A 17,739-nucleotide genomic window follows, 5' to 3' on the forward strand; every position below is an offset into this window, starting at 1 on the left:
GTCTGCCCAATTGCGCTAAGCTTGATTTTTTAGCATTGAATGAGATTATGGCCAAGAAGATTCTCGTGACCGGCGCATCCGGTTTTATCGGTTCGCATACCTGTGTCGAATTGCTGGTGGCAGGTTTTGATGTGGTTGCCGTGGACAATCTGTGCAACAGCGCGCGCGAAGCGATACGCCGTGTCGAACAGATTGCCGGCAAGAGCGTGCCGTTTTATGAAGCCGACGTGCGTGACCGCGCCGCCATGGCCGCTGTGCTGCAAGAACACGCCATCGATGCGGTGATCCATTTCGCCGGCTTGAAAGCCGTGGGCGAATCGGTGGCCAAGCCATTGATGTACATGGATAACAATGTCAGCGGCACGGTAGCGCTGCTCGAAGTGCTCGCTGCCGCCAATGTGAAACGCTTCGTGTTCAGCTCGTCGGCTACCGTGTATGGCGATCCGGAAGCCTTGCCGATTTTGGAAACGTCGCGCCTGTCCGTGACCAATCCGTATGGCCGCTCGAAGCTGATGGTCGAAGAAATCCTGGCTGACCTGGTGCATGCCGATGCACAGTGGCAAGTCGGTGTGTTGCGCTACTTCAATCCGGTGGGCGCGCATGCCAGCGGACTAATCGGTGAAGATCCGGCTGGCATTCCGAACAACCTGATGCCGTTCATTGCGCAAGTGGCCGTTGGCCGCCGCGACAAGCTGTCGGTATTTGGCGACGACTACCCGACGCCGGATGGCACCGGCGTGCGCGACTACATCCATGTGGTCGACCTGGCGTCGGGCCATGTGGCGGCCCTGAACCGTTTGTTTTCGCTTGAAGGCGGCTTTACCGTCAACCTGGGCACGGGTCATGGCTACAGCGTGCTCGACACCGTGCGCGCGTTTGAGGCGGCCAGCGGCCGCCCGGTTCCTTACCAGATCGTGCCGCGCCGCCCTGGCGATATCGCCAGCTGCTACGCGTCGGCCGACCAGGCGCGCGAACTGCTGGGCTGGACGGCGCAGAAAAACATTGACGATATGTGCGCGGATCACTGGCGCTGGCAGCATCAGAATCCGCAAGGCTATGCTGCCTGATCAGTCCTGACACAGCAACAATGCATCGCGCCAGTTCGGCAAGCCGCAGAAGGTATCGATCAGCTTCTGTGACGATAGCGCCGAATTGGCAGGGCGTTGTGCCGGTACGGGATAGGCCGAAGCCGGTATCGGTGTCAGTTTCGGCTTCTTCGCCACTGATGCATGGGCCATGATCGCTTCGGCAAAACCGAACCAGGTGGTTTTTCCTTGCGCCGTCAGATGGTATAGCCCTGAATGCTGGTCCCACCACGCCTGCTGATCGGCGGCGGCCAGGCTTTGCGCGATGATGTGCGCCGTAGTGTCGGCAATCGTGCGGCTCCAGGTCGGTGCACCGAACTGATCTGACACAATATTGAGCGCGTCGCGCTCCTGGGCCAGGCGGCGCATGGTCAGCAGGAAATTTTTACCGTGCGTGCTGTAGACCCAGCTGGTACGCAGTATCAGGTGTTTTACACCGGAGGCAAGAATTGCCTGCTCGCCCGCCAGCTTGCTGCTGCCGTACACATTGATCGGACAGGTGGGATCGGTTTCCAGGTAAGCACCGTCCTTCGTGCCATCGAACACGTAGTCGGTGCTGTAGTGAATCAGCGTGGCACCCAGCTTTTTGGCTTCTTCGGCCATCACGCCAGGCGCTTCGCCGTTGATCCGTTGCGCCAGTTCCGGCTCGCGCTCCGCCTGATCGACGGCCGTGTAAGCGGCAGGATTGACGATCAGCGTAGGCTTGACGCTGCGAATGACCTCGCGCACCTGCTGCAAATTGCTCAAATCCATCTGGCTACGATCGACCGCAACGATTTCGCCCAGTCCTTGCAAGCTGCGTTCAAGTTCGTAGCCGACCTGGCCAGTTTTTCCTGTGATTAAGATACGGCTCATGAATATTCCTGTAGATATTAGTGCCAGTAGTATGCCTGAGGTGGCACGGTAAAGTAACAGGACGCGGCGGTTTTTGCATGTCTTGCCTTGCTATCTGGCGGTCATTCCATCATGAAAAATCCCGCTGCACAGTAATGCGCAGCGGGATTTTTTTCAGGCATGAAACAACGGCCAGCGATTATGGATACAAACCACGTACCTCGCGCGCCTGCAACACGCGCGTGCAGGCCAGGATAAAGGTCGCGGTGCGCATCGACACTTTTTTCTCTTGCGACACTTGCCAGACCGCGTCGAACGCTTCGCGCATGATGCGCGTCAGGCGGCTGTTGATTTCTTCTTCGGTCCAGAAGAAGCTCGAGAAGTTCTGCGACCATTCGAAGTAGCTGACGGTCACGCCGCCGGCGTTGGCCAGTACGTCCGGCACGATCAGCACGCCCTTGTCGTTCAGGATGTCGTCGGCGGCCGGCATGGTCGGGCCGTTGGCGCCTTCCAGGATGATTTTTGCGCGGATGACGTGGGCGCGCTCGGCGGTGATCTGCTGTTCCAGCGCGGCCGGGATCAGGATGTCGCAATCGAGGCCCCAGAAATCGTCGCGCGGCAAGAACGCTTCGGCGCCCGCATAGCCTTCGACGCTGCCGGTTTCGGCCACGTGCGCCAGCAGTTGTGGAATATCGAGGCCACCGCTGTGCACCACGGTGGTCTTGTGGTCCTGTACCGCGACAATTTTCGAACCGGCTTCGGCAAACATGCGCGCGGCCACGCCACCGACGTTACCGAAACCTTGCACGATGATCTTCGCGCCGTCGATCGGCACGCCGATGCGGGCGGCGGCGTCGCAGCCGATGACATAGACGCCGCGGCCGGTCGCATCGCGGCGGCCCAGGCTGCCACCGAGCGAGATCGGCTTGCCGGTCACCACGCCGGTCGACATATTGCCGTTCAGCATGGAGTAGCTATCCATCATCCACGCCATTACCTGTTCATTGGTATTGACGTCCGGCGCCGGGATATCCTTGTTCGGGCCGATGATCATGCTGATTTCGCTGGTGTAGCGGCGCGTCAGGCGTTGCAGTTCGTTGCGCGAAAGCGTCTTCGGGTCGACACGGATGCCGCCCTTGGCACCGCCGTAGGGCACGTTGACGGCCGCATTCTTGACCGTCATCCAGGCCGACAGCGCCATCACTTCCGATAAAGTTACGTCCTGGTGGAAGCGCACGCCGCCCTTGCCGGGGCCGCGCGACATATTGTGCTGCACGCGATAGCCTTCGTAGTGGGCGATGCTGCCGTCATCGCGCTCGATCGGCACGTCGACCGTCAGGATGCGCTTCGGGCGCTTCAGCGTTTCCACCCAGCGCGACAGGCTGCCCAGGTACGGAGTAACGCGATCGATCTGCTCGAGGTAGACGCCCCATGGGCCGAGGTCTTCAGGGTTGAGGTAGGAAGGCAGTGCGTGCTTGCTGGTCATGCTTGATAAGCTCCTGGACAATACGAATACGTGAGAGGCGTAACCGGAAAGCAGCTACGCGCAGCGGAACCGCATCGTAGGCGATAGGCTTTAGCCCCGGCCAATGCTTTGTATGCATCCGCTTATGCATTTATTGCATAGTTTGTCGCGTCAGGACTCAGGGATGGAACGCTTGCGCCGGCGGCTGCTGCGCGAGGTATTTTCCTGTTGCTGCACCAGGTACTGCCACAGGCTTTCGACCATCGGTTTGCCTGGCCGTTGCTCGTTCGGGCGTTCGCGGTACAGCCGTATTTCCAGCTCGATTTCCCAGCCGGGGGCGCCGCCGTCTGCGCGCGCCAGGTGCTTGTACTTGACGTCGCGCAGTACTGCCGATTCCGGCAAAAAGGCAATGCCGCGCCCTTCCAGCGCCATCATTTTCAGGCCTTCGGCCATATCGGTTTCGTAGCAGGTGTCGAGGAACAGGGGCGTTTTCGCGTCGGCCATCAGCAGTTCGACCATGCGCCCCAGGTAGGCGTTGCTGGTGTAGGAAAGAAAGGGCACCGGGTGGGCGGCGCTGCCCGGCAGCACGAAATCGGGCACTTTGTCGGTGCCGCAGCGGGCGTAGGCGCGCACGGTTTCGCGGCCCATCACCAGCATGTCGTAGCGGCCAGGGTCGAGCTGCACCGGCTGGCGCGGATGGTGGTAGCACAGCAGCAAATCGCAGCCGCCGTCGACCAGTTGCAGCACCGCGTCGTGCACGTTGAGCGCCATCAGGCGGCTGTTGATCGGTGCAAAACCTTGTTCCAGCGCCGTCAGCCATTTCGGCATAAAGGTCAGCGACAGCGTGTGCGGCACGGCGAAGTCGACGCTGGTCTGGGTGGCGGCGCGCTTGCCGCGCAACAGCGCCCGCACGCCATTGATCTGGCCCAGCATTTCCAGCGCCTGTTCGTAGAACACGGCGCCGGCCGGCGTCAGCCGCGTGGGGTAGGAAGTGCGGTCGACCAGGTCGATGCCGAGCCAGTTTTCCAGCGACTGGATGCGCCGCGAAAAGGCTGGCTGGGTGACGTGGCGCAGGGCTGCGGAGCGGCTGAAATTATGCGTTTCAGCGAGCGAGATAAAGTCTTCCAGCCATTTGGTTTCCATCGCCGCGCCGCGCCGTCAGATCATTTCCAGGATCATGGCGACGATTTCATCGCCATACGAGGCCAGCTTTTTCTCGCCCACGCCGCTCACGCCACGCAACTGTTCCAGCGAAGTGGGCTTGGCCTTGGCGATTTCGCGCAGGGTGGCGTCGACAAAGATCACGTAGGCCGGCACATTGTGGGTGCGCGCCGTTTCCACGCGCCACCAGCGCAGCTTGTCGAAGATCGCCTGCTCGCTGTTTGAGAGATCCATCTCCACGTAACCCTTGGCCACGCTGGTACTGCGCTTGCTGGTTTTCACCGGTTTCTGGTACTGGCGCAGCTGTACTTTCTGGCCGCCCTTGAGCACCGGCCGCGAGGCGTCGGTCAGTTTCAAGGAGCTGTATTGTTCGTGGTCGACGGCGACTAAGCCCAGCGCGATGGCCTGGCGCAAAATCGATTTCCATTCCGCTTCGCCCAGGTCCGCGCCGATGCCGAATACAGACAGTGAATCGTGGTGCCAGGTCTTGATGCGTTCTGACTCCATGCCGCGCAGCACGTCGATCACGTGGCCGCCGGCAAAGCGCTGGTCCATCCGGTAGATCGCCGACAGCAGTTTTTGCACCGGCACCGTGCCGTCGAATGAGATCGGCGGCACCAGGCAGGTGTCGCAGTTGCCGCATGGGGATGCCGGCTCGCCGAAGTATTCGAGCAGGCGCATGCGGCGGCAACTGAGGGTTTCGCACAGGCCCAGCATGGCGTCGAGCTTCACGCCCAGCACGCGCTTGAAGGTTTCGTCGGCTTCCGATTCGTCGATCATGCGCCGCTGCAGCACCACGTCCTGCAAGCCATACGCCATCCAGGCGTTGGCGGCCATGCCATCGCGGCCTGCGCGCCCGGTTTCCTGGTAATAGCCCTCGATGCTTTTCGGCAGATCCAGGTGGGCCACGAAGCGCACGTCGGGCTTGTCGATGCCCATGCCGAAGGCGATGGTGGCCACCATCACGATATTTTCCTCGCGCAGGAAGCGCGCCTGGTTGGCGCTGCGTTTGGCGTACTCCATGCCGGCGTGATAAGGCAGGGCGCGGATGCCGCTCTGGTTCAGGAATTCGGCCGTCTCTTCGACTTTTTTACGCGACAGGCAATACACGATGCCGCAGTCGCCCGCGTGCTCAGTGCTGATAAAGTCGAGCAGCTGCTTGCGGCCATTGGCCTTTTCGACGATCTGGTAGCGGATGTTCGGCCGGTCGAACGAGGACACGAACTGGCGCGCATCGTCGAGCTGCAGGCGCAGCGCGATTTCGGCGCGCGTCTGCGGGTCGGCGGTGGCCGTCAGCGCAATCCGAGGCACGTCCGGGAACTGCTCGTGCAGCACCGACAGCTTGATGTATTCGGGGCGGAAATCATGACCCCACTGGGCCACGCAATGTGCTTCGTCGATCGCGAACAGGGCGATTTTCGATGCCTGGAACAGGTCCAGGCAGCGCTGCGTCATCAGGCGCTCGGGCGCCACGTAGACCAGGTCGATCTGGCCGGTGCGCACCAGGCGCTCGATGCGGCTCGCTTCTTCGTAGGTCTGGGTAGAATTCAAAAAGGCGGCGCGTACGCCGACTTCGGCCAGCGCATCGACCTGGTCCTGCATCAGCGCGATCAGGGGCGAGATGACCACGCCCACGCCATCGCGCAGCAGCGCCGGGATCTGGTAGCACAGCGACTTGCCGCCGCCGGTGGGCATCAGCACCAGCGCATCGCCGCCGTGGCTGACATGGTCGACGATATCGGCCTGCTGGCCACGGAAGGCCGGATAGCCAAAGACAGTTTGCAGCGTCTGCAGGGCTTGCGCGTTGAGGTCTTGATTCATGGTGCCTTATTCTGCCCAGACAACCCAGCCGTAATGGGCACTGGCGATCACCAGCAGGCCAAACACGATACGGTACCAGGCAAAGAATGTGAAGTCGTGCGAACTGATGTAGCGCAGCAGCCAGCGCACGCACAAAAAGGCGGAGACAAACGCAGCCAGCGTGCCCAGGGTGAACAGGGGCAAATCGGTGGCCGACAAAATGTCGCGCGCCTTGTACAGCGAATAGGCAGTGGCCGCCAGCAGGGTGGGAATGGCCAGGAAGAACGAGAACTCGGTGGCCGTCTTGCGTGACAGGCCCAGCAGCATGCCGCCGATAATCGTCGAGCCCGAGCGGCTGGTGCCGGGAATCAGTGCAAAGGCCTGCGCGCAGCCGACTTTCAGTGCGTCCAAGGGCGTCATTTCATCGACCGAGTTGACGCGCACGGTGACCGGGTTCAGGCGCGCGCGGCGCTCGACCAGCAAAATGATCACGCCGCCGATAATAAAGGCCAGCGCCACCGGCACCGGCTTGAACAGCGCATGCTTGATCATCTTGCCGATGGCCAGGCCGATAATAGCCAGTGGCAAGAAGGCGATCGCCACGTTGAGCACGAACTTGCGCGACTTGACGTTGCTGCCGAAGGTAGACAACACGGACGCGATGCGCGCACGGTATTCCCAGCACACGGCCAAAATGGCGCCGGCCTGGATCGCGATCTCGAACACATCCATCACGTCTTTTGACACATCGTTGGTGAAATCGAGCAGGCTGCCTGCAAGAATCAGATGGCCGGTGGAGGAAATAGGCAGGAATTCGGTAAAACCTTCAACCAGCCCCATGATGATGGCTTTAAATGCAAGAATCAGATCCATGAATTGTGAATGTCAGTGTGGGTAAGCAGTAAGGGGAGGGAGGCCGTGCGGCGTCATGCTGTTATGCGATGGTGCGCGGGGTCGAAGCTTACCACGAGAGCGGCGTGCAGACTTGAATGAGGCAGGCGCGGACGGTGGTTTTTTTGCCACCGCCCGACTTGTGTGGACGCAATCAGCCTGGCGCTTTTGCCGGTGCAGCCAGGCGCGCACTGGCCGCCACCAGCAGCAGCGAGCCGCCGAGGATGGCAAAGGCGATATTGAGGCTGGTGGCATGGGCCACGAAGCCGATCACCGCCGGCCCGGCCAGGATGCCGGCATAGCCGATGGTGGTAATCGCCGCCACCGCCAGGCTGGCCGGCATTGCCGCTTGGTTGCCGGCTGCCGTAAACAGGATGGGCACGATATTGGCGGCGCCCAGGCCGACCAGCACGAAGCCCAGCAGCGCCAGCAGCGCGCCAGGCGCGGCCACCGCCAGGAAGAAGCCGCCGGCCGCGCACAGGCCGCCAAAAGCGAGTACCCGCTTGCCGCCGAAGCGGCCCACCACCTTGTCACCCGTAAAGCGGCCAAGCGTCATGGCGATGGCGAACGCCGCGTAGCCCAGCCCGCCCTGGCTGGCCTCCACGCCGCGCGTGGTCGTCAGGAACAGGGCGCTCCAATCAAGGATGGCGCCTTCGGCCAGGAACACGATAAAGCACAGCAGGCCGATCAGGATCACGGCGCCGTGCGGCATGACGAACAGCGGCGTCTTTTCGCCCGTGGGCGCGACACTGCGCAGCAAATGGCCTTGCGAGGCGCCGAGCACCGCGCCCAGCACTACCATCAGCACCACGCACGACCAGGCCGGCGTCAGGCCCAGCCACAACAGCCATGCCATGCAGCCGGCGCCGGCAAAGCCGCCCACGCTGAACAGCGCATGAAAGCCGGACATCATCGCGCCGCCATTGGCTTTTTCAATGATCACAGCCTGGATATTCATGGCCACGTCCATGGTGCCCACGGCGGCGCCGAAGGCCAGCAACACCAGGCCCAGCTGCAGCGGCGTGGCGGCCAGCGCCAGCCCCGGCAGCACGGCGATCAGCACGGCGCCGGCCCACAGGATCACGCTGCGACAGCCGAAGCGGCCAGCCAGCACCCCCGTAAACGGCATCGCGCACAGGGAACCGGCGCCCAGGCACAGCAATAAAAACCCCAGAGTGGCTTCATCGAGGCCAAGGCGGGCCTTGGCGTAGGGCACCAGCGGCGCCCAGGCCGCCATGCCGAGGCCGGCGGCGAAAAAGACCAGGCGCGTGGCGCGTTGTTGCAGGGTACCGGTAAGGTGCATGGCGTAACTTTTCAAAAAAGTGGTGAAATGAAATTAACGGGCACGGGCGCGCAGCACCTGCACGCCCTGGCGTTCGAAGGCGGCGACATGGGCCGCATCGGCGCTTGATTCGAGCACCAGATGCTGCAGCAGGCCGGTGGCCAGCACGCCGAACGGCGCGGCCGTACCCAGCTTGTCGCTGGTCACGGCCACCGCCACCGCGCGGCTGGCGCCGGCGATGCTGCGCTTGAATTCGGCTTCGTCATAGTTGAAGGAGGTGATGCCCGCCTCGGCGTCGGCGCCGCAAGCGCCGAGGAAACATACATCGGGATGCATGCGTTCGACCGCGCGCAGCGCCTGCGGCCCCAGGCTGGCGCCGGCGCGCCGGTCGACCCGCCCGCCGGCCATGATCAGCTCGATCTCGGGCCGCTCCATCAGCGCCATGGCGATTGCCGGTGCATTGGTGATCACGGTCAACGCCAACGGCGGCAGCGCGGTGGCAATTGCCAGGTTGGTCGAACCGGCGTCCAGAAACAGCACCTGACCCGCGCGCACCAGCGACACGGCCGCCTGCGCCAGGCGGGCCTTGCTTTCGGGCGACTCGTGCTGGCGCTGGCTGAGGCTGCCGCCATTGGGTGGCAGCGGAAGAGCGCCGCCATACACGCGCTGGCACAGGCCGGCAGCAGCCATCTCGCGCAGGTCGCGCCGTATCGTGTCTTCCGACACATCGAGCTGGCGCGCCAGGTCCAGCGCCAGCACCCGGCCATCGGCTTGCAATTGTTGCTGGATCAGCGCGTGGCGCTGTTTGAGTAGCAGGTTGGCGGTCATGACGTGCTTAATCGTGCAGGAATGTGCATGAATATACGTAAACGTGCAGTTTTCGTCAAGTGTTGTTCAAGACTGCCGCTCAAAGCTCAGGAGATTGCCAATGAGATATAAATCCTGATACTGTTGTCATATTGAATAGGGAGACAGATCATGACGGCAGAAAAGTTTTCCATGGCAACGCTGCTGCGCATTACCGTACGCCGCTATGGCCTGCGTTGCCTGGCGTTTCTGGCGGTACTTGAAGTAATGCACTATTTCCGCCATGGCGGGCTTGATCTGACTGACGTGCGCGACGGCGTGATCGCGCTGTGTATTTTTGGGCTGGTATCGCTGTTGATTGAATACAACCGCATGGTCAATGGTGGGCAGGAAGCACCTAAAAGCTGAAGTTGTCAGCCGAGACGGTATCTCAGGGTGCCGTCAGCCGCTCCAGCTCGCCCAGCCACCGCACCGCATATTCACGGCTGTCGCCGCACATTTCTGCCGAGGGCTGCAAGCCGCCGCAAAACGCCGGCCGCTCGGGCTGGCCAAAGATGCGGCACAGGTTATCGTCGGCCAGCTGCACGCAGCGCACGCCGGCAGGTTTGCCATTGGGCATGCCGGGTATCGGACTGGTGATCGACGGGGCGGTGCAGCAGGCGCCGCAGGAAGGGCGGCATGCCAGGGGAATGGAAGTCGGCATGGCGGTGAGGTGAAAAGCGGGCAGGGGCCGATAGTATAGCAAGCCCCCGCCGCTACCAGCCGTGCAAACTTATTGCACCACGCGCACGCGCGAGCCTGACAGGGTGCGTTTGGCTGGTTCGCCATGCACGGTGATGCGGCCCGAGCCGCTGGAGCGGGCGTTGACTTCGCTGGTGACGGTGGCATCGATATCGCCCGAGCCGTTGGTCGACAAATACGCAGTGTCGCTGCTCAGGGGCGCCAGGTTGAGCTTGCCCGAGCCATTCACATTGGCGTCCAGGCGCTGCACCGCGCCGCTGGCGCTGATGCTGCCCGAGCCGTTGACGGCCAGATTGACACGCTCGGCACGCAGCGCGCCCAGGTGGATGCGGCCCGAACCGTTCTGCACGGCGTCGCTGTTGCCGCTTGACAGCCCGGCCGCGTTGACGCTGCCCGAACCGTAGTTGGCAATGTCGAGGCGCGCCACCTTGCCCGACAATTCGATTTTCATCGAACCTCGCTGCACCAGAGTGAGGTCGTCGCCGTTGAAGCCGCTTGCCACCAGGCGCCCGCCGCTGACCGTGCTGATCTTGGTCAGGTGCGGCGTGGTGTAGATGATGTGGATGTCGCTGCTGCGGCGCAGATTGGCGTCGCTCCAGATGCGCAGGGTACTGCCGCTCACTTCGCTCTGGATCAGCGGCAGCACATTGCTGTCCGCTTCGATCACCAGCGAGGTCGCCGGGCCTACGCGGATGTCGATGCTGGCGTCGGCATTGTTCAGATTGCCGATATCGAGCACCGTCGCGCTGCCGAGCGTGCGTGCGTCGCGGCTCAGCTGCCCGTTGCCTTCAACGGCTTTGCCGCCTGAATCCGTGCTGTAGCGCACGTCGCCATCGTTGGGATTGATAACGATGGCGCAGCCGCCAACGGCGACGGCGCAGCACAGGGCCAGCAGAGCACGCATGATAATTCCTTTGATTTTTATCGGTGAATGGAAAAAGCCGGCGGCCGCGCTGCGGCTGCCGTGCTGTCGATGTCAAGATAGCAAATCACTGCAATTGGCGGCAGCGCAATGCGATGAACTGCATAAAACGCGGCATGAAAGGTGATTTACCAATAACCGAGCAGTTTCCACCACGCCGTGCCCACCACGGCAAAGATCGCCAGTTCGACCAGGCACATGACCAGGCCCGTGCGCCACCAGTTGCCCATCGTTACGAAGCCGCTGCCAAAGATGATCGGCGAAGTGCCGGTGGCGTAGTGGGTCAGGGTCATCATGATGGCGGAGCCTGCCGTCATCATCAGCATGAACGGGATCAGATACGCGGGCGGGATCAGCTGCGCGCCCACCGTCAGGAACGCCAGCAGCATGGCGCTGATATGGGCGGTAGTGCTGGCAAAGAAATAATGTGAAAACACGAATACCAGCACCAGCACGCTGGCCACCGGCAGCCAGTCCATGCCGCTGGCGACGATGGCGGCTTTCATGCCGCTTGAGAACCAGGCGATCACGCCGGTCTTGTTCAATTGCTCGGCCATCATGACCAGCGCACCGAACCACACCAGCGTGTCCCAGGCGCTTTTCTCGGACAGCACGTCGTCCCAGTCGATGGTGCCGGTAATGATCAGCACGAACAGGCCGACAAAGGCCACCACGGTCGGGTCCAGCGAAAAAGCCGGGCCGAACAGCATCGCCGGTACATTCGCCCACAGCACCAGCAGCAGGCCGAAGGTGCCCAGCATGACTTTTTCGGCGGCCGACAGTGGGCCCATGGTTTTCAGCTCCGCCTTGGCAAAGTCCACCGCGTCCGGCGTGGCTTTCAGTTCCGGCGGCGACAGCAGATAGATCACCAGTGGCATCACCAGCAGGCACACCAGGCCCGGCAGCAGCATGCACAGCGCCCAGGTGGTCCAGCTCAGGTGAAAGCTCTGGTTGCTGACGCGCGCCACGTAATCGACCACCAGCGGATTGGGTGCGGTGGCGGTCAGGAACATCGCCGAGGTGATCGGGTTGGCGTGATAATTGACCAGCGCCAGGTAAGTGCCCACCTTGCGCTCGGTACCCTTGGCCGGATCGGAATCAAACGCGTTGGCGATCGACTTCATGATCGGATGCACGATGCCGCCGCCGCGCGCCGTGTTGCTGGGCGTAAAAGGCGCCAGCACCAGTTCGCAGATCGCCAGGCCGTAGCCGATGCCGATCGTGCGCTTGCCCAGCAATGCGATGAACAGCAGGCCGATGCGGCTGCCCAGGCCGGTTTTTTTCAGGCCGCGTGAAATCAAAATCGCTACCACGATCAGCCAGATCAGCGGATTGGCAAAACTGCTCAGCGCATCGGTGATGGCGCCCTTGGATGAAGTCGAAGTCACTTGCGACAGCGAGACGATAACGATCGCCATCATCGCCATCACGCCGATCGGCATTACCTTCAGAATGATGGCCACGATGGTGGTCAGGAAAATCGCTACCAGCGCCCAGGCCTTCGGCGTCAACCCGTCCGGTGTCGGCAGCAGCAACAGGGTCACCAGCACGATGGTGGAAATGATGGCCGGCCCGAGGCGAAACGGCACAGCCTCCTTGAAATGGCGCAGCAGCTCGCTGACAGTCTTGAACATCCTGATCCTCTCTGATTCCCGCCTGCCGGTGAAGGCATGCTTTAAGACAATATTGCAGACATCATAGTGCAATGCTGGCAAGGAAAATAAAGCGATCTGGACAAGACTGCCGCGAAGTCAATTTTTCATGAATATTGTTGGCGATGTCATCGAAAACGGTGGGAACGCTTTGCAGTTGCCGAGATATAACTGACCAGGTATTTCCTTCCAGGAGCCGATCATGGACGCCGCCCAGTGGCAGGCATACCTGATTCTCCGTGGTCAGATGCGCCCGTCGCGTCGCAGCTGCGCGCCGATGCGGCGGATCTCGGCTTCGCCCTGGGCCAAAGCGGCCTGGCTGGTGTGCACCGAATAGTGGCCCATGAACAGTTCATGCGGATGTTGCAAGGCCGAGCCCAGCACGAAGGACGTGTCGCCGCGCGCAACGAAGTCGATCGCCTGTTCCGAGGCCGCAAATACGGCCAGTTCGCCCGTGTCGATCACGCCTCCCGCATCGAGCTGGCCGGCGTTCAGCGCCACCCAGGCGATGTCGTGGCCGGCAGGCGGCGTATAGCGCCACCGTTCGCCGTCTTGCAAACGCACGGCCAGGTAGTTCATGCCGGCGGGCGCAGGAATCGGGCTGCGCGCCGCGCCATATTGCCCCAGCAATACCCGCGCCGGTCCTGCCTGCATTACCCCGTTCGGCGCCAGGTACAGGCTTTCGGCCGGCGCATTTTCTTCCGACGGCGGCAGCGCCACCCACAACTGGAAACCCGTCATCGGCTGCGCGCCAGCCGGCGCGCCCGTATGCCACACGCCATTGCCTGCCCGCATCCACTCGACGCCACCAGACGGCAGCACGCCTTGCTTGCCGGTGGTGTCTTCGTAGCTGACGTCACCATTGACCATGAAGGTGACGGTGGCAATGCCTGAATGTGGATGCATGGCAAAACCATTGCGCGCGGGATTGCCTTCGGAGCGAAAAATATCGAGAAAGATAAACGGTTTTAATAGCTGCCCCAGGTCGCCAGGGCTGACCAGGCGCGTGATCGGGCCGTGGGTGGTGCCGCGCGTGCGCTGGACGATGGGACGTGCGGTGGCAAAGGTGTCGGGTGTGTTCATGGTATCTCCAGAAGTCAGTGGGTTGTATCAGCGTGGTGGCAAGGCATCGGGCGCAGGGCGCAAACGCCAGGCAACAAAGCCGGCCAGCACGCCCAGCAGTACGGCAGGCAGCGGGTTGCCGCCGATAATGAGCAGATGGGTGGCGACAGCGCCCAGCATGGTGCAGGCCAGCAGCAGGCTGCCGGCGAAACCGGCCGCCGGCACCAGCAGCAAGACCGCGCCGGTCATTTCAACGATGGCCGTCACGTAACGGAACCACTGGCCTGCGCCGATGGCGTCAAACACCTGCACCATCTGCGGCACGCCAGCCAGCTTGGCCATGCCTGCCGCGCCAAAGGCCAGCGCAAGCACGATGCGGGCGGCCCAGACCAGGCGGCGCTGCAGGGGAGAAAGGGGACGGGCTAGTGACATGATGGACTCCTGTGATGGTGGTGGATGCGACGAGTGAGGCCAGTGTAAAAGCTCAGCGATTAGCTGACTAGCTGGTAGAATCGGATGGAACTGATCCATTTTTCAAGCTAATCAAATCGGGGAACACCACCATGCTCGACCTGAACGACCTTGCCCTGTTCGTGCAAGTGGTGCGCAGCGGCAGTTTTGCCGGCGCCGCGCGGCAGCTGGGCGTGCCCGCCAATACCGTCAGCCGGCGCATCCAGGCGCTCGAGCAGCACCTGGGCACGCGTCTGCTGCAGCGCTCGACCCGCAGGCTGACGCTCACCAGTGCCGGCGAGCAACTGCACCGGCGCTGTGCCGGCGCCGTCGACGGCTTGCTGGAGGCGGGGCAGGAACTGACCAGCGGCAGCCGCGAGCCGGGCGGCCTGGTGCGCGTGGCTGCGCCGGCCGACTTCTTCGACTTCTTCAGGATGGAATGGGTGGCCGCCTTTCTGGCCGAGCATCCGCGGGTGCAACTGGCGTTCGTGCTCAGCGATGCCAAGGCGGACCTGATCGCCGACCGCATCGACGTGGCGTTCCGTGGCGGCCGGCTGCACGATAGTGATTATATCGGCCGGCAAGTGCTGGCCGACGGCAATGATGCGCTGGTGGCCAGCCCCGCCTACCTGGCCGCGCGCGGCAATCCCGCCAGCTTGCAGGAGTTGCAGCGCCACGACGCCGTGTTGTTTACGCCGCCGGGCCAGGCGCAGGGTTACTGGCGCTTGCGCGGCGCCGATGGCGTCGAACACGAGGTACAACTGACGGCCCGCTTGACGGGCAATACCGTGCAGGCGCTGCGCAAGGCTACCCTGGCTGGCCTCGGTATCGCCATGCTGCCGCGCAGTATCGTCAAGTGGGATCTGGAAGCGGGCCGGCTGGTGCCTGTGCTGGCCCAGTACCACAGCCCCGGCCATGGCCTCAATGTGCTGTATCCGAGCCGGCGCCAGTTGCCGCTGGCCGTGTCGGCCTTTATCGACCTGGTGGTCGGGAAGCTGCACGAACTCGATGCGCCGCCGGCCTCGATGCTGATGTGATGGAGGGCGCCCCAGTTTTGTCTTGACAGCTTGGAGAGTCTGTCGTAAAGTCACCAACACACAAGCAGATAAGCAAACCATCATGCCAACCAGTACCCGTTTCGTTGTTGCCGTACATATCCTGACCGGGCTGGCCGTGAGCGGTGGCAAGCCCATGCGTTCGGAAGACCTCGCGTATTCGGCCAATACCAGCGCCGTGGTTATTCGCGGCCTGCTGTCACGGCTGGCCGAAGCGGGGCTGACCAAGTCGCAGCTGGGCACCGGTGGCGGCACCATGCTGCAAAAGCTGGCCTCCGAGATTCGGCTGCTCGATGTGTACGAGGCGGTCGAGGACACCGAACTGTTTTCGCTGCACCGCACGCCGCCGTGCGCGAACTGCGCGGTGGGCGGCAATATCATTGCGGCGCTGCAGCCGACTTTGACGCGTGCACGTAGTGCGCTGGAACAGGAACTGGCCAGCATTACCATCGCCGATGTCGCGGCCGATGTCGCTAAATTGGGCAATTTCTCGATTCCGCTGGTGTGGTGATTTTTCGGTTTCTGTTTCGCTTTAAATGTAATCGTGTCGATGACATACATATTTTAATCAATGACTGCCTGGTCTTCCGGGGTGCCGGCAGTTCTTCTTTCAGCCCCGATCAAATGAAAAGGATCACATCATGAGCAACGCAACTATCGGCAGCATCGGCATTATTGGCGCAGGCGCCCTCGGTTCCAACTTTGCCCGCGTGCTGGCAAAAAGCGGCATGGCAGCCACTATCGCCAATAGCCGCGGCCCGGCTTCGCTGGCTGCACTGGTCGAAGAGCTGGGGCCGACCATCAAGGCTGGTACTGTGCAGGAAGCGGCCAGCGCCGATATCGTGCTGGTCGCCGTGCGCTGGGTCGATGCCGAAAAGGTACTGGGCGGCTTGCCGGCCTGGAATGGCCGCATCGTCATTGACGGCACCAATCCCGTCGAGTTCATCGATCCTGCCTCGCCCGACGCTAATGATGCGAGCAATCCGCTGGCCGCTTATGGCATCAAGGCCGCCGATCTGGGCGGGCAACATTCAAGCCAGATCATTGCGCAACTGGTGCCCGGCGCACGCCTCGTCAAGGCGTTCAATCACCTCGACGTGAATGTGTTGCCAGAGCCTGAAGTGGCGGGCGGCAAGCGCGTGTTGTTTTATTCCGGTGATGACGCCACCGCCAAGGCGGCCGTGCGTGGCCTGATCGAAGCGGCCGGCTTCTTCGCCATCGACCTGGGCACGCTCGACGTCGGCGGACCGCTCGCCTCACTGCCTTTCGGCGCGCTGGCCATGCACAATCTCGTCAGAATCTGATCAGAACATGGGATGGTCGCTGGCGATCTTTTCCGGAATCGCCTGCGTCACGTCCCGGTTTTCAACGATCTTGCTTTTTTTTAGCTTGAAAATACCGATAATCGCATTGCCGCGCGTGGCAGGCCCCGCGCACCGCATGCACATGCAAGATCACCTGCGCGCAATCGACAAAACTGCTCACGCTATCGCTATACGAATATGGGTGCTTGTGGCGCAAAAAGGCGATGATGCCGACGGTGGGCCAGGGACGATGCATGTAACGTTGCTCGTGATGTCATCAAGCTGTCAAATCAATTTGATATTCTTTGAACTGTCGTAGCTTTTGGCGTAATATACTTCCATAGTTATTGAATTATGAAAGTAAAGACCATGGATACCAGGGAAGTGTTAGCCGCGCTGGCGGCCATTGCGCAGGAAAGCCGTCTCGGTATTTTTCGTCTGCTGGTGCAGCTGGGGCCGGAAGGCATGGCGGCCACCAAAATCGCCGAGCAGCTCGATATCGCGCCTTCATCGCTGTCGTTTCACTTGAAAGAGCTGACACACGCCAAGCTGATCACTTCGCGCAGCGAAGGCCGTTTCGTCATTTATTCAGCCGACACCGCGGTCATGAACGGCTTGATCGGCTACCTGACCGAAAACTGTTGCGGTGGCGTTCCTTGTGGTCCCGGCAGCTGCGACACAGAACAATCGCCTACCTGAACTGGAGAATTGAGATGCAAGACAAAGTCTATAACGTACTGTTCCTCTGCACCGGCAACTCGGCGCGCAGCATCATGGCGGAGGCCCTGGTGACGACGATGGGCAAGGGCCGCTTCAAGGGGTTCTCGGCAGGCAGCCAGCCTGGCGGCACTGTCAATCCGTTTGCCATCGAACAGGTCGCTCACACCGGCTATCCAGTCGATGCCTTGCGCAGCAAAAGCTGGGATGAGTTCGGCACGCCTGACGCGCCACAGATGGACTTCATTTTCACCGTCTGCGACAACGCCGCCGGCGAGACTTGCCCGTATTGGCCAGGCCACCCGATGTCGGCGCACTGGGGCTTTGAAGATCCGGCAGCGGTGATCGGTACCGACGAAGAAAAGCGCACCGCGTTCCACCGCATCTTCCGCCAGATCATGACGCGCATGAATGTTTTCGTCAGCCTGCCGCTGCAGATGCTGGAAAAGAATGCCATTCAACGCGAGATACAGGCGATCGGCGACTCCCCCGTTTAACTATTTACGCTACA

20 protein-coding genes are annotated in these 17,739 nt (G+C 61.9%); 7 read left to right on the plus strand and 13 right to left on the minus strand.

What is annotated here, in order from left to right; all coding sequences use genetic code 11:
- Positions 1-47 precede the first annotated feature (47 nt).
- Complete coding sequence (gene galE / locus ACQ4WM_RS22025; RefSeq protein WP_436548787.1) at positions 48-1,067, plus strand: UDP-glucose 4-epimerase GalE; 1,020 nt, start codon at positions 48-50, stop codon at positions 1,065-1,067.
- Here the strand turns inward: galE and rfbD are convergent, their stop codons facing one another.
- The 7 genes from rfbD to ACQ4WM_RS22060 form a co-directional block, all read right to left on the minus strand.
- Positions 1,068-1,940 carry a dTDP-4-dehydrorhamnose reductase gene (gene rfbD / locus ACQ4WM_RS22030; RefSeq protein ID WP_436548788.1) on the minus strand — a complete coding sequence of 291 codons (873 nt, stop codon included), beginning with the start codon at positions 1,938-1,940 and terminating at the stop codon, positions 1,068-1,070.
- A gap of 178 nt (positions 1,941-2,118) precedes the next feature.
- Positions 2,119-3,405: a Glu/Leu/Phe/Val family dehydrogenase gene (locus ACQ4WM_RS22035; RefSeq protein WP_436548789.1), complete on the minus strand. Its 1,287-nt coding sequence runs from the start codon at positions 3,403-3,405 to the stop codon at positions 2,119-2,121.
- Between the two features lie 150 nt (positions 3,406-3,555).
- Entirely contained in the window at positions 3,556-4,527 is a 972-nt protein-coding gene (locus ACQ4WM_RS22040; RefSeq protein WP_436548790.1) for a LysR family transcriptional regulator, read from the minus strand.
- Positions 4,528-4,542: 15 nt separating this feature from the next.
- Complete coding sequence (gene recQ / locus ACQ4WM_RS22045) at positions 4,543-6,366, minus strand: DNA helicase RecQ (RefSeq protein WP_436548791.1); 1,824 nt, start codon at positions 6,364-6,366, stop codon at positions 4,543-4,545.
- Positions 6,367-6,372: 6 nt separating this feature from the next.
- The gene (locus ACQ4WM_RS22050; RefSeq protein ID WP_436548792.1) at positions 6,373-7,218 is read right to left on the minus strand and encodes an undecaprenyl-diphosphate phosphatase; all 846 of its coding nucleotides are present in this window, start codon (positions 7,216-7,218) and stop codon (positions 6,373-6,375) included.
- A 172-nt stretch (positions 7,219-7,390) separates the two neighbouring features.
- Complete coding sequence (locus tag ACQ4WM_RS22055; protein WP_436548793.1) at positions 7,391-8,539, minus strand: MFS transporter; 1,149 nt, start codon at positions 8,537-8,539, stop codon at positions 7,391-7,393.
- A gap of 33 nt (positions 8,540-8,572) precedes the next feature.
- A complete protein-coding gene (locus tag ACQ4WM_RS22060; RefSeq protein WP_436548794.1) occupies positions 8,573-9,346 on the minus strand; it encodes a DeoR/GlpR family DNA-binding transcription regulator in 774 nt (257 codons plus the stop codon).
- A gap of 150 nt (positions 9,347-9,496) precedes the next feature.
- Here ACQ4WM_RS22060 and ACQ4WM_RS22065 point away from each other — a divergent pair, with 150 nt between their 5' ends.
- Positions 9,497-9,733 carry a hypothetical protein gene (locus ACQ4WM_RS22065; protein WP_436548795.1) on the plus strand — a complete coding sequence of 79 codons (237 nt, stop codon included), beginning with the start codon at positions 9,497-9,499 and terminating at the stop codon, positions 9,731-9,733.
- Between the two features lie 22 nt (positions 9,734-9,755).
- Here ACQ4WM_RS22065 and ACQ4WM_RS22070 read toward each other — a convergent pair whose 3' ends face one another.
- The 5 genes from ACQ4WM_RS22070 to ACQ4WM_RS22090 form a co-directional block, all read right to left on the minus strand.
- Positions 9,756-10,028, minus strand: a complete 273-nt coding sequence (locus ACQ4WM_RS22070; protein WP_436548796.1) for a YkgJ family cysteine cluster protein — start codon at positions 10,026-10,028, stop codon at positions 9,756-9,758.
- 69 nt (positions 10,029-10,097) lie between these two features.
- Positions 10,098-10,970, minus strand: coding sequence for a GIN domain-containing protein (locus ACQ4WM_RS22075; RefSeq protein WP_436548797.1), 873 nt, complete (start codon positions 10,968-10,970; stop codon positions 10,098-10,100).
- A 146-nt stretch (positions 10,971-11,116) separates the two neighbouring features.
- A complete protein-coding gene (locus tag ACQ4WM_RS22080) occupies positions 11,117-12,622 on the minus strand; it encodes a DASS family sodium-coupled anion symporter (protein ID WP_436548798.1) in 1,506 nt (501 codons plus the stop codon).
- Between the two features lie 261 nt (positions 12,623-12,883).
- Positions 12,884-13,723: a pirin family protein gene (locus ACQ4WM_RS22085; RefSeq protein WP_436548799.1), complete on the minus strand. Its 840-nt coding sequence runs from the start codon at positions 13,721-13,723 to the stop codon at positions 12,884-12,886.
- A 27-nt stretch (positions 13,724-13,750) separates the two neighbouring features.
- Positions 13,751-14,134, minus strand: coding sequence for a DoxX family protein (locus ACQ4WM_RS22090; RefSeq protein ID WP_436548800.1), 384 nt, complete (start codon positions 14,132-14,134; stop codon positions 13,751-13,753).
- A gap of 131 nt (positions 14,135-14,265) precedes the next feature.
- On the opposite strand from ACQ4WM_RS22090, the gene ACQ4WM_RS22095 reads away from it, so the two are divergent.
- The 3 genes from ACQ4WM_RS22095 (at position 14,266) to ACQ4WM_RS22105 (ending at position 16,511) form a co-directional block, all read left to right on the plus strand.
- The gene (locus tag ACQ4WM_RS22095) at positions 14,266-15,189 is read left to right on the plus strand and encodes a LysR family transcriptional regulator (RefSeq protein ID WP_436548801.1); all 924 of its coding nucleotides are present in this window, start codon (positions 14,266-14,268) and stop codon (positions 15,187-15,189) included.
- A gap of 82 nt (positions 15,190-15,271) precedes the next feature.
- Complete coding sequence (locus ACQ4WM_RS22100) at positions 15,272-15,718, plus strand: Rrf2 family transcriptional regulator (RefSeq protein WP_436548802.1); 447 nt, start codon at positions 15,272-15,274, stop codon at positions 15,716-15,718.
- Between the two features lie 130 nt (positions 15,719-15,848).
- Positions 15,849-16,511, plus strand: coding sequence for an NADPH-dependent F420 reductase (locus tag ACQ4WM_RS22105; protein ID WP_436548803.1), 663 nt, complete (start codon positions 15,849-15,851; stop codon positions 16,509-16,511).
- Here ACQ4WM_RS22105 and ACQ4WM_RS22110 read toward each other — a convergent pair whose 3' ends face one another.
- Entirely contained in the window at positions 16,512-16,655 is a 144-nt protein-coding gene (locus tag ACQ4WM_RS22110; protein ID WP_436548804.1) for a hypothetical protein, read from the minus strand.
- A gap of 225 nt (positions 16,656-16,880) precedes the next feature.
- Here ACQ4WM_RS22110 and ACQ4WM_RS22115 point away from each other — a divergent pair, with 225 nt between their 5' ends.
- Together ACQ4WM_RS22115 and ACQ4WM_RS22120 are read left to right on the plus strand one after the other, a co-directional pair.
- Positions 16,881-17,210 (plus strand): ArsR/SmtB family transcription factor, encoded by a 330-nt coding sequence (locus tag ACQ4WM_RS22115; RefSeq protein WP_436548805.1) that lies wholly within the window; start codon positions 16,881-16,883, stop codon positions 17,208-17,210.
- A gap of 14 nt (positions 17,211-17,224) precedes the next feature.
- The gene (locus tag ACQ4WM_RS22120; RefSeq protein ID WP_436548806.1) at positions 17,225-17,725 is read left to right on the plus strand and encodes an arsenate reductase ArsC; all 501 of its coding nucleotides are present in this window, start codon (positions 17,225-17,227) and stop codon (positions 17,723-17,725) included.
- Positions 17,726-17,739: the final 14 nt, after the last annotated feature.

Origin of the sequence: Janthinobacterium longum, from assembly GCF_051380735.1 — a bacterium.
GTDB lineage: Bacteria > Pseudomonadota > Gammaproteobacteria > Burkholderiales > Burkholderiaceae_D > Janthinobacterium.

Excerpts from the sequence above, each read along its gene's own strand:
- ACQ4WM_RS22035 (WP_436548789.1), bottom strand. The coding sequence starts at position 3,405 with ATGACCAGCAAGCACGCACTGCCTTCCTACCTCAACCCTGAAGACCTC.
- ACQ4WM_RS22050 (WP_436548792.1), bottom strand. The coding sequence starts at position 7,218 with ATGGATCTGATTCTTGCATTTAAAGCCATCATCATGGGGCTGGTTGAA.
- ACQ4WM_RS22060 (WP_436548794.1), bottom strand. The coding sequence starts at position 9,346 with ATGACCGCCAACCTGCTACTCAAACAGCGCCACGCGCTGATCCAGCAA.
- ACQ4WM_RS22090 (WP_436548800.1), bottom strand. The coding sequence starts at position 14,134 with ATGTCACTAGCCCGTCCCCTTTCTCCCCTGCAGCGCCGCCTGGTCTGG.
- ACQ4WM_RS22100 (WP_436548802.1), top strand. The coding sequence starts at position 15,272 with ATGCCAACCAGTACCCGTTTCGTTGTTGCCGTACATATCCTGACCGGG.
- ACQ4WM_RS22075 (WP_436548797.1), bottom strand. The coding sequence starts at position 10,970 with ATGCGTGCTCTGCTGGCCCTGTGCTGCGCCGTCGCCGTTGGCGGCTGC.
- ACQ4WM_RS22055 (WP_436548793.1), bottom strand. The coding sequence starts at position 8,539 with ATGCACCTTACCGGTACCCTGCAACAACGCGCCACGCGCCTGGTCTTT.
- rfbD (WP_436548788.1), bottom strand. The coding sequence starts at position 1,940 with ATGAGCCGTATCTTAATCACAGGAAAAACTGGCCAGGTCGGCTACGAA.
- ACQ4WM_RS22080 (WP_436548798.1), bottom strand. The coding sequence starts at position 12,622 with ATGTTCAAGACTGTCAGCGAGCTGCTGCGCCATTTCAAGGAGGCTGTG.
- ACQ4WM_RS22040 (WP_436548790.1), bottom strand. The coding sequence starts at position 4,527 with ATGGAAACCAAATGGCTGGAAGACTTTATCTCGCTCGCTGAAACGCAT.
- recQ (WP_436548791.1), bottom strand. The coding sequence starts at position 6,366 with ATGAATCAAGACCTCAACGCGCAAGCCCTGCAGACGCTGCAAACTGTC.
- ACQ4WM_RS22110 (WP_436548804.1), bottom strand. The coding sequence starts at position 16,655 with ATGTGCATGCGGTGCGCGGGGCCTGCCACGCGCGGCAATGCGATTATC.
- ACQ4WM_RS22065 (WP_436548795.1), top strand. The coding sequence starts at position 9,497 with ATGACGGCAGAAAAGTTTTCCATGGCAACGCTGCTGCGCATTACCGTA.
- galE (WP_436548787.1), top strand. The coding sequence starts at position 48 with ATGGCCAAGAAGATTCTCGTGACCGGCGCATCCGGTTTTATCGGTTCG.
- ACQ4WM_RS22085 (WP_436548799.1), bottom strand. The coding sequence starts at position 13,723 with ATGAACACACCCGACACCTTTGCCACCGCACGTCCCATCGTCCAGCGC.
- ACQ4WM_RS22120 (WP_436548806.1), top strand. The coding sequence starts at position 17,225 with ATGCAAGACAAAGTCTATAACGTACTGTTCCTCTGCACCGGCAACTCG.
- ACQ4WM_RS22105 (WP_436548803.1), top strand. The coding sequence starts at position 15,849 with ATGAGCAACGCAACTATCGGCAGCATCGGCATTATTGGCGCAGGCGCC.
- ACQ4WM_RS22115 (WP_436548805.1), top strand. The coding sequence starts at position 16,881 with ATGGATACCAGGGAAGTGTTAGCCGCGCTGGCGGCCATTGCGCAGGAA.
- ACQ4WM_RS22095 (WP_436548801.1), top strand. The coding sequence starts at position 14,266 with ATGCTCGACCTGAACGACCTTGCCCTGTTCGTGCAAGTGGTGCGCAGC.
- ACQ4WM_RS22070 (WP_436548796.1), bottom strand. The coding sequence starts at position 10,028 with ATGCCGACTTCCATTCCCCTGGCATGCCGCCCTTCCTGCGGCGCCTGC.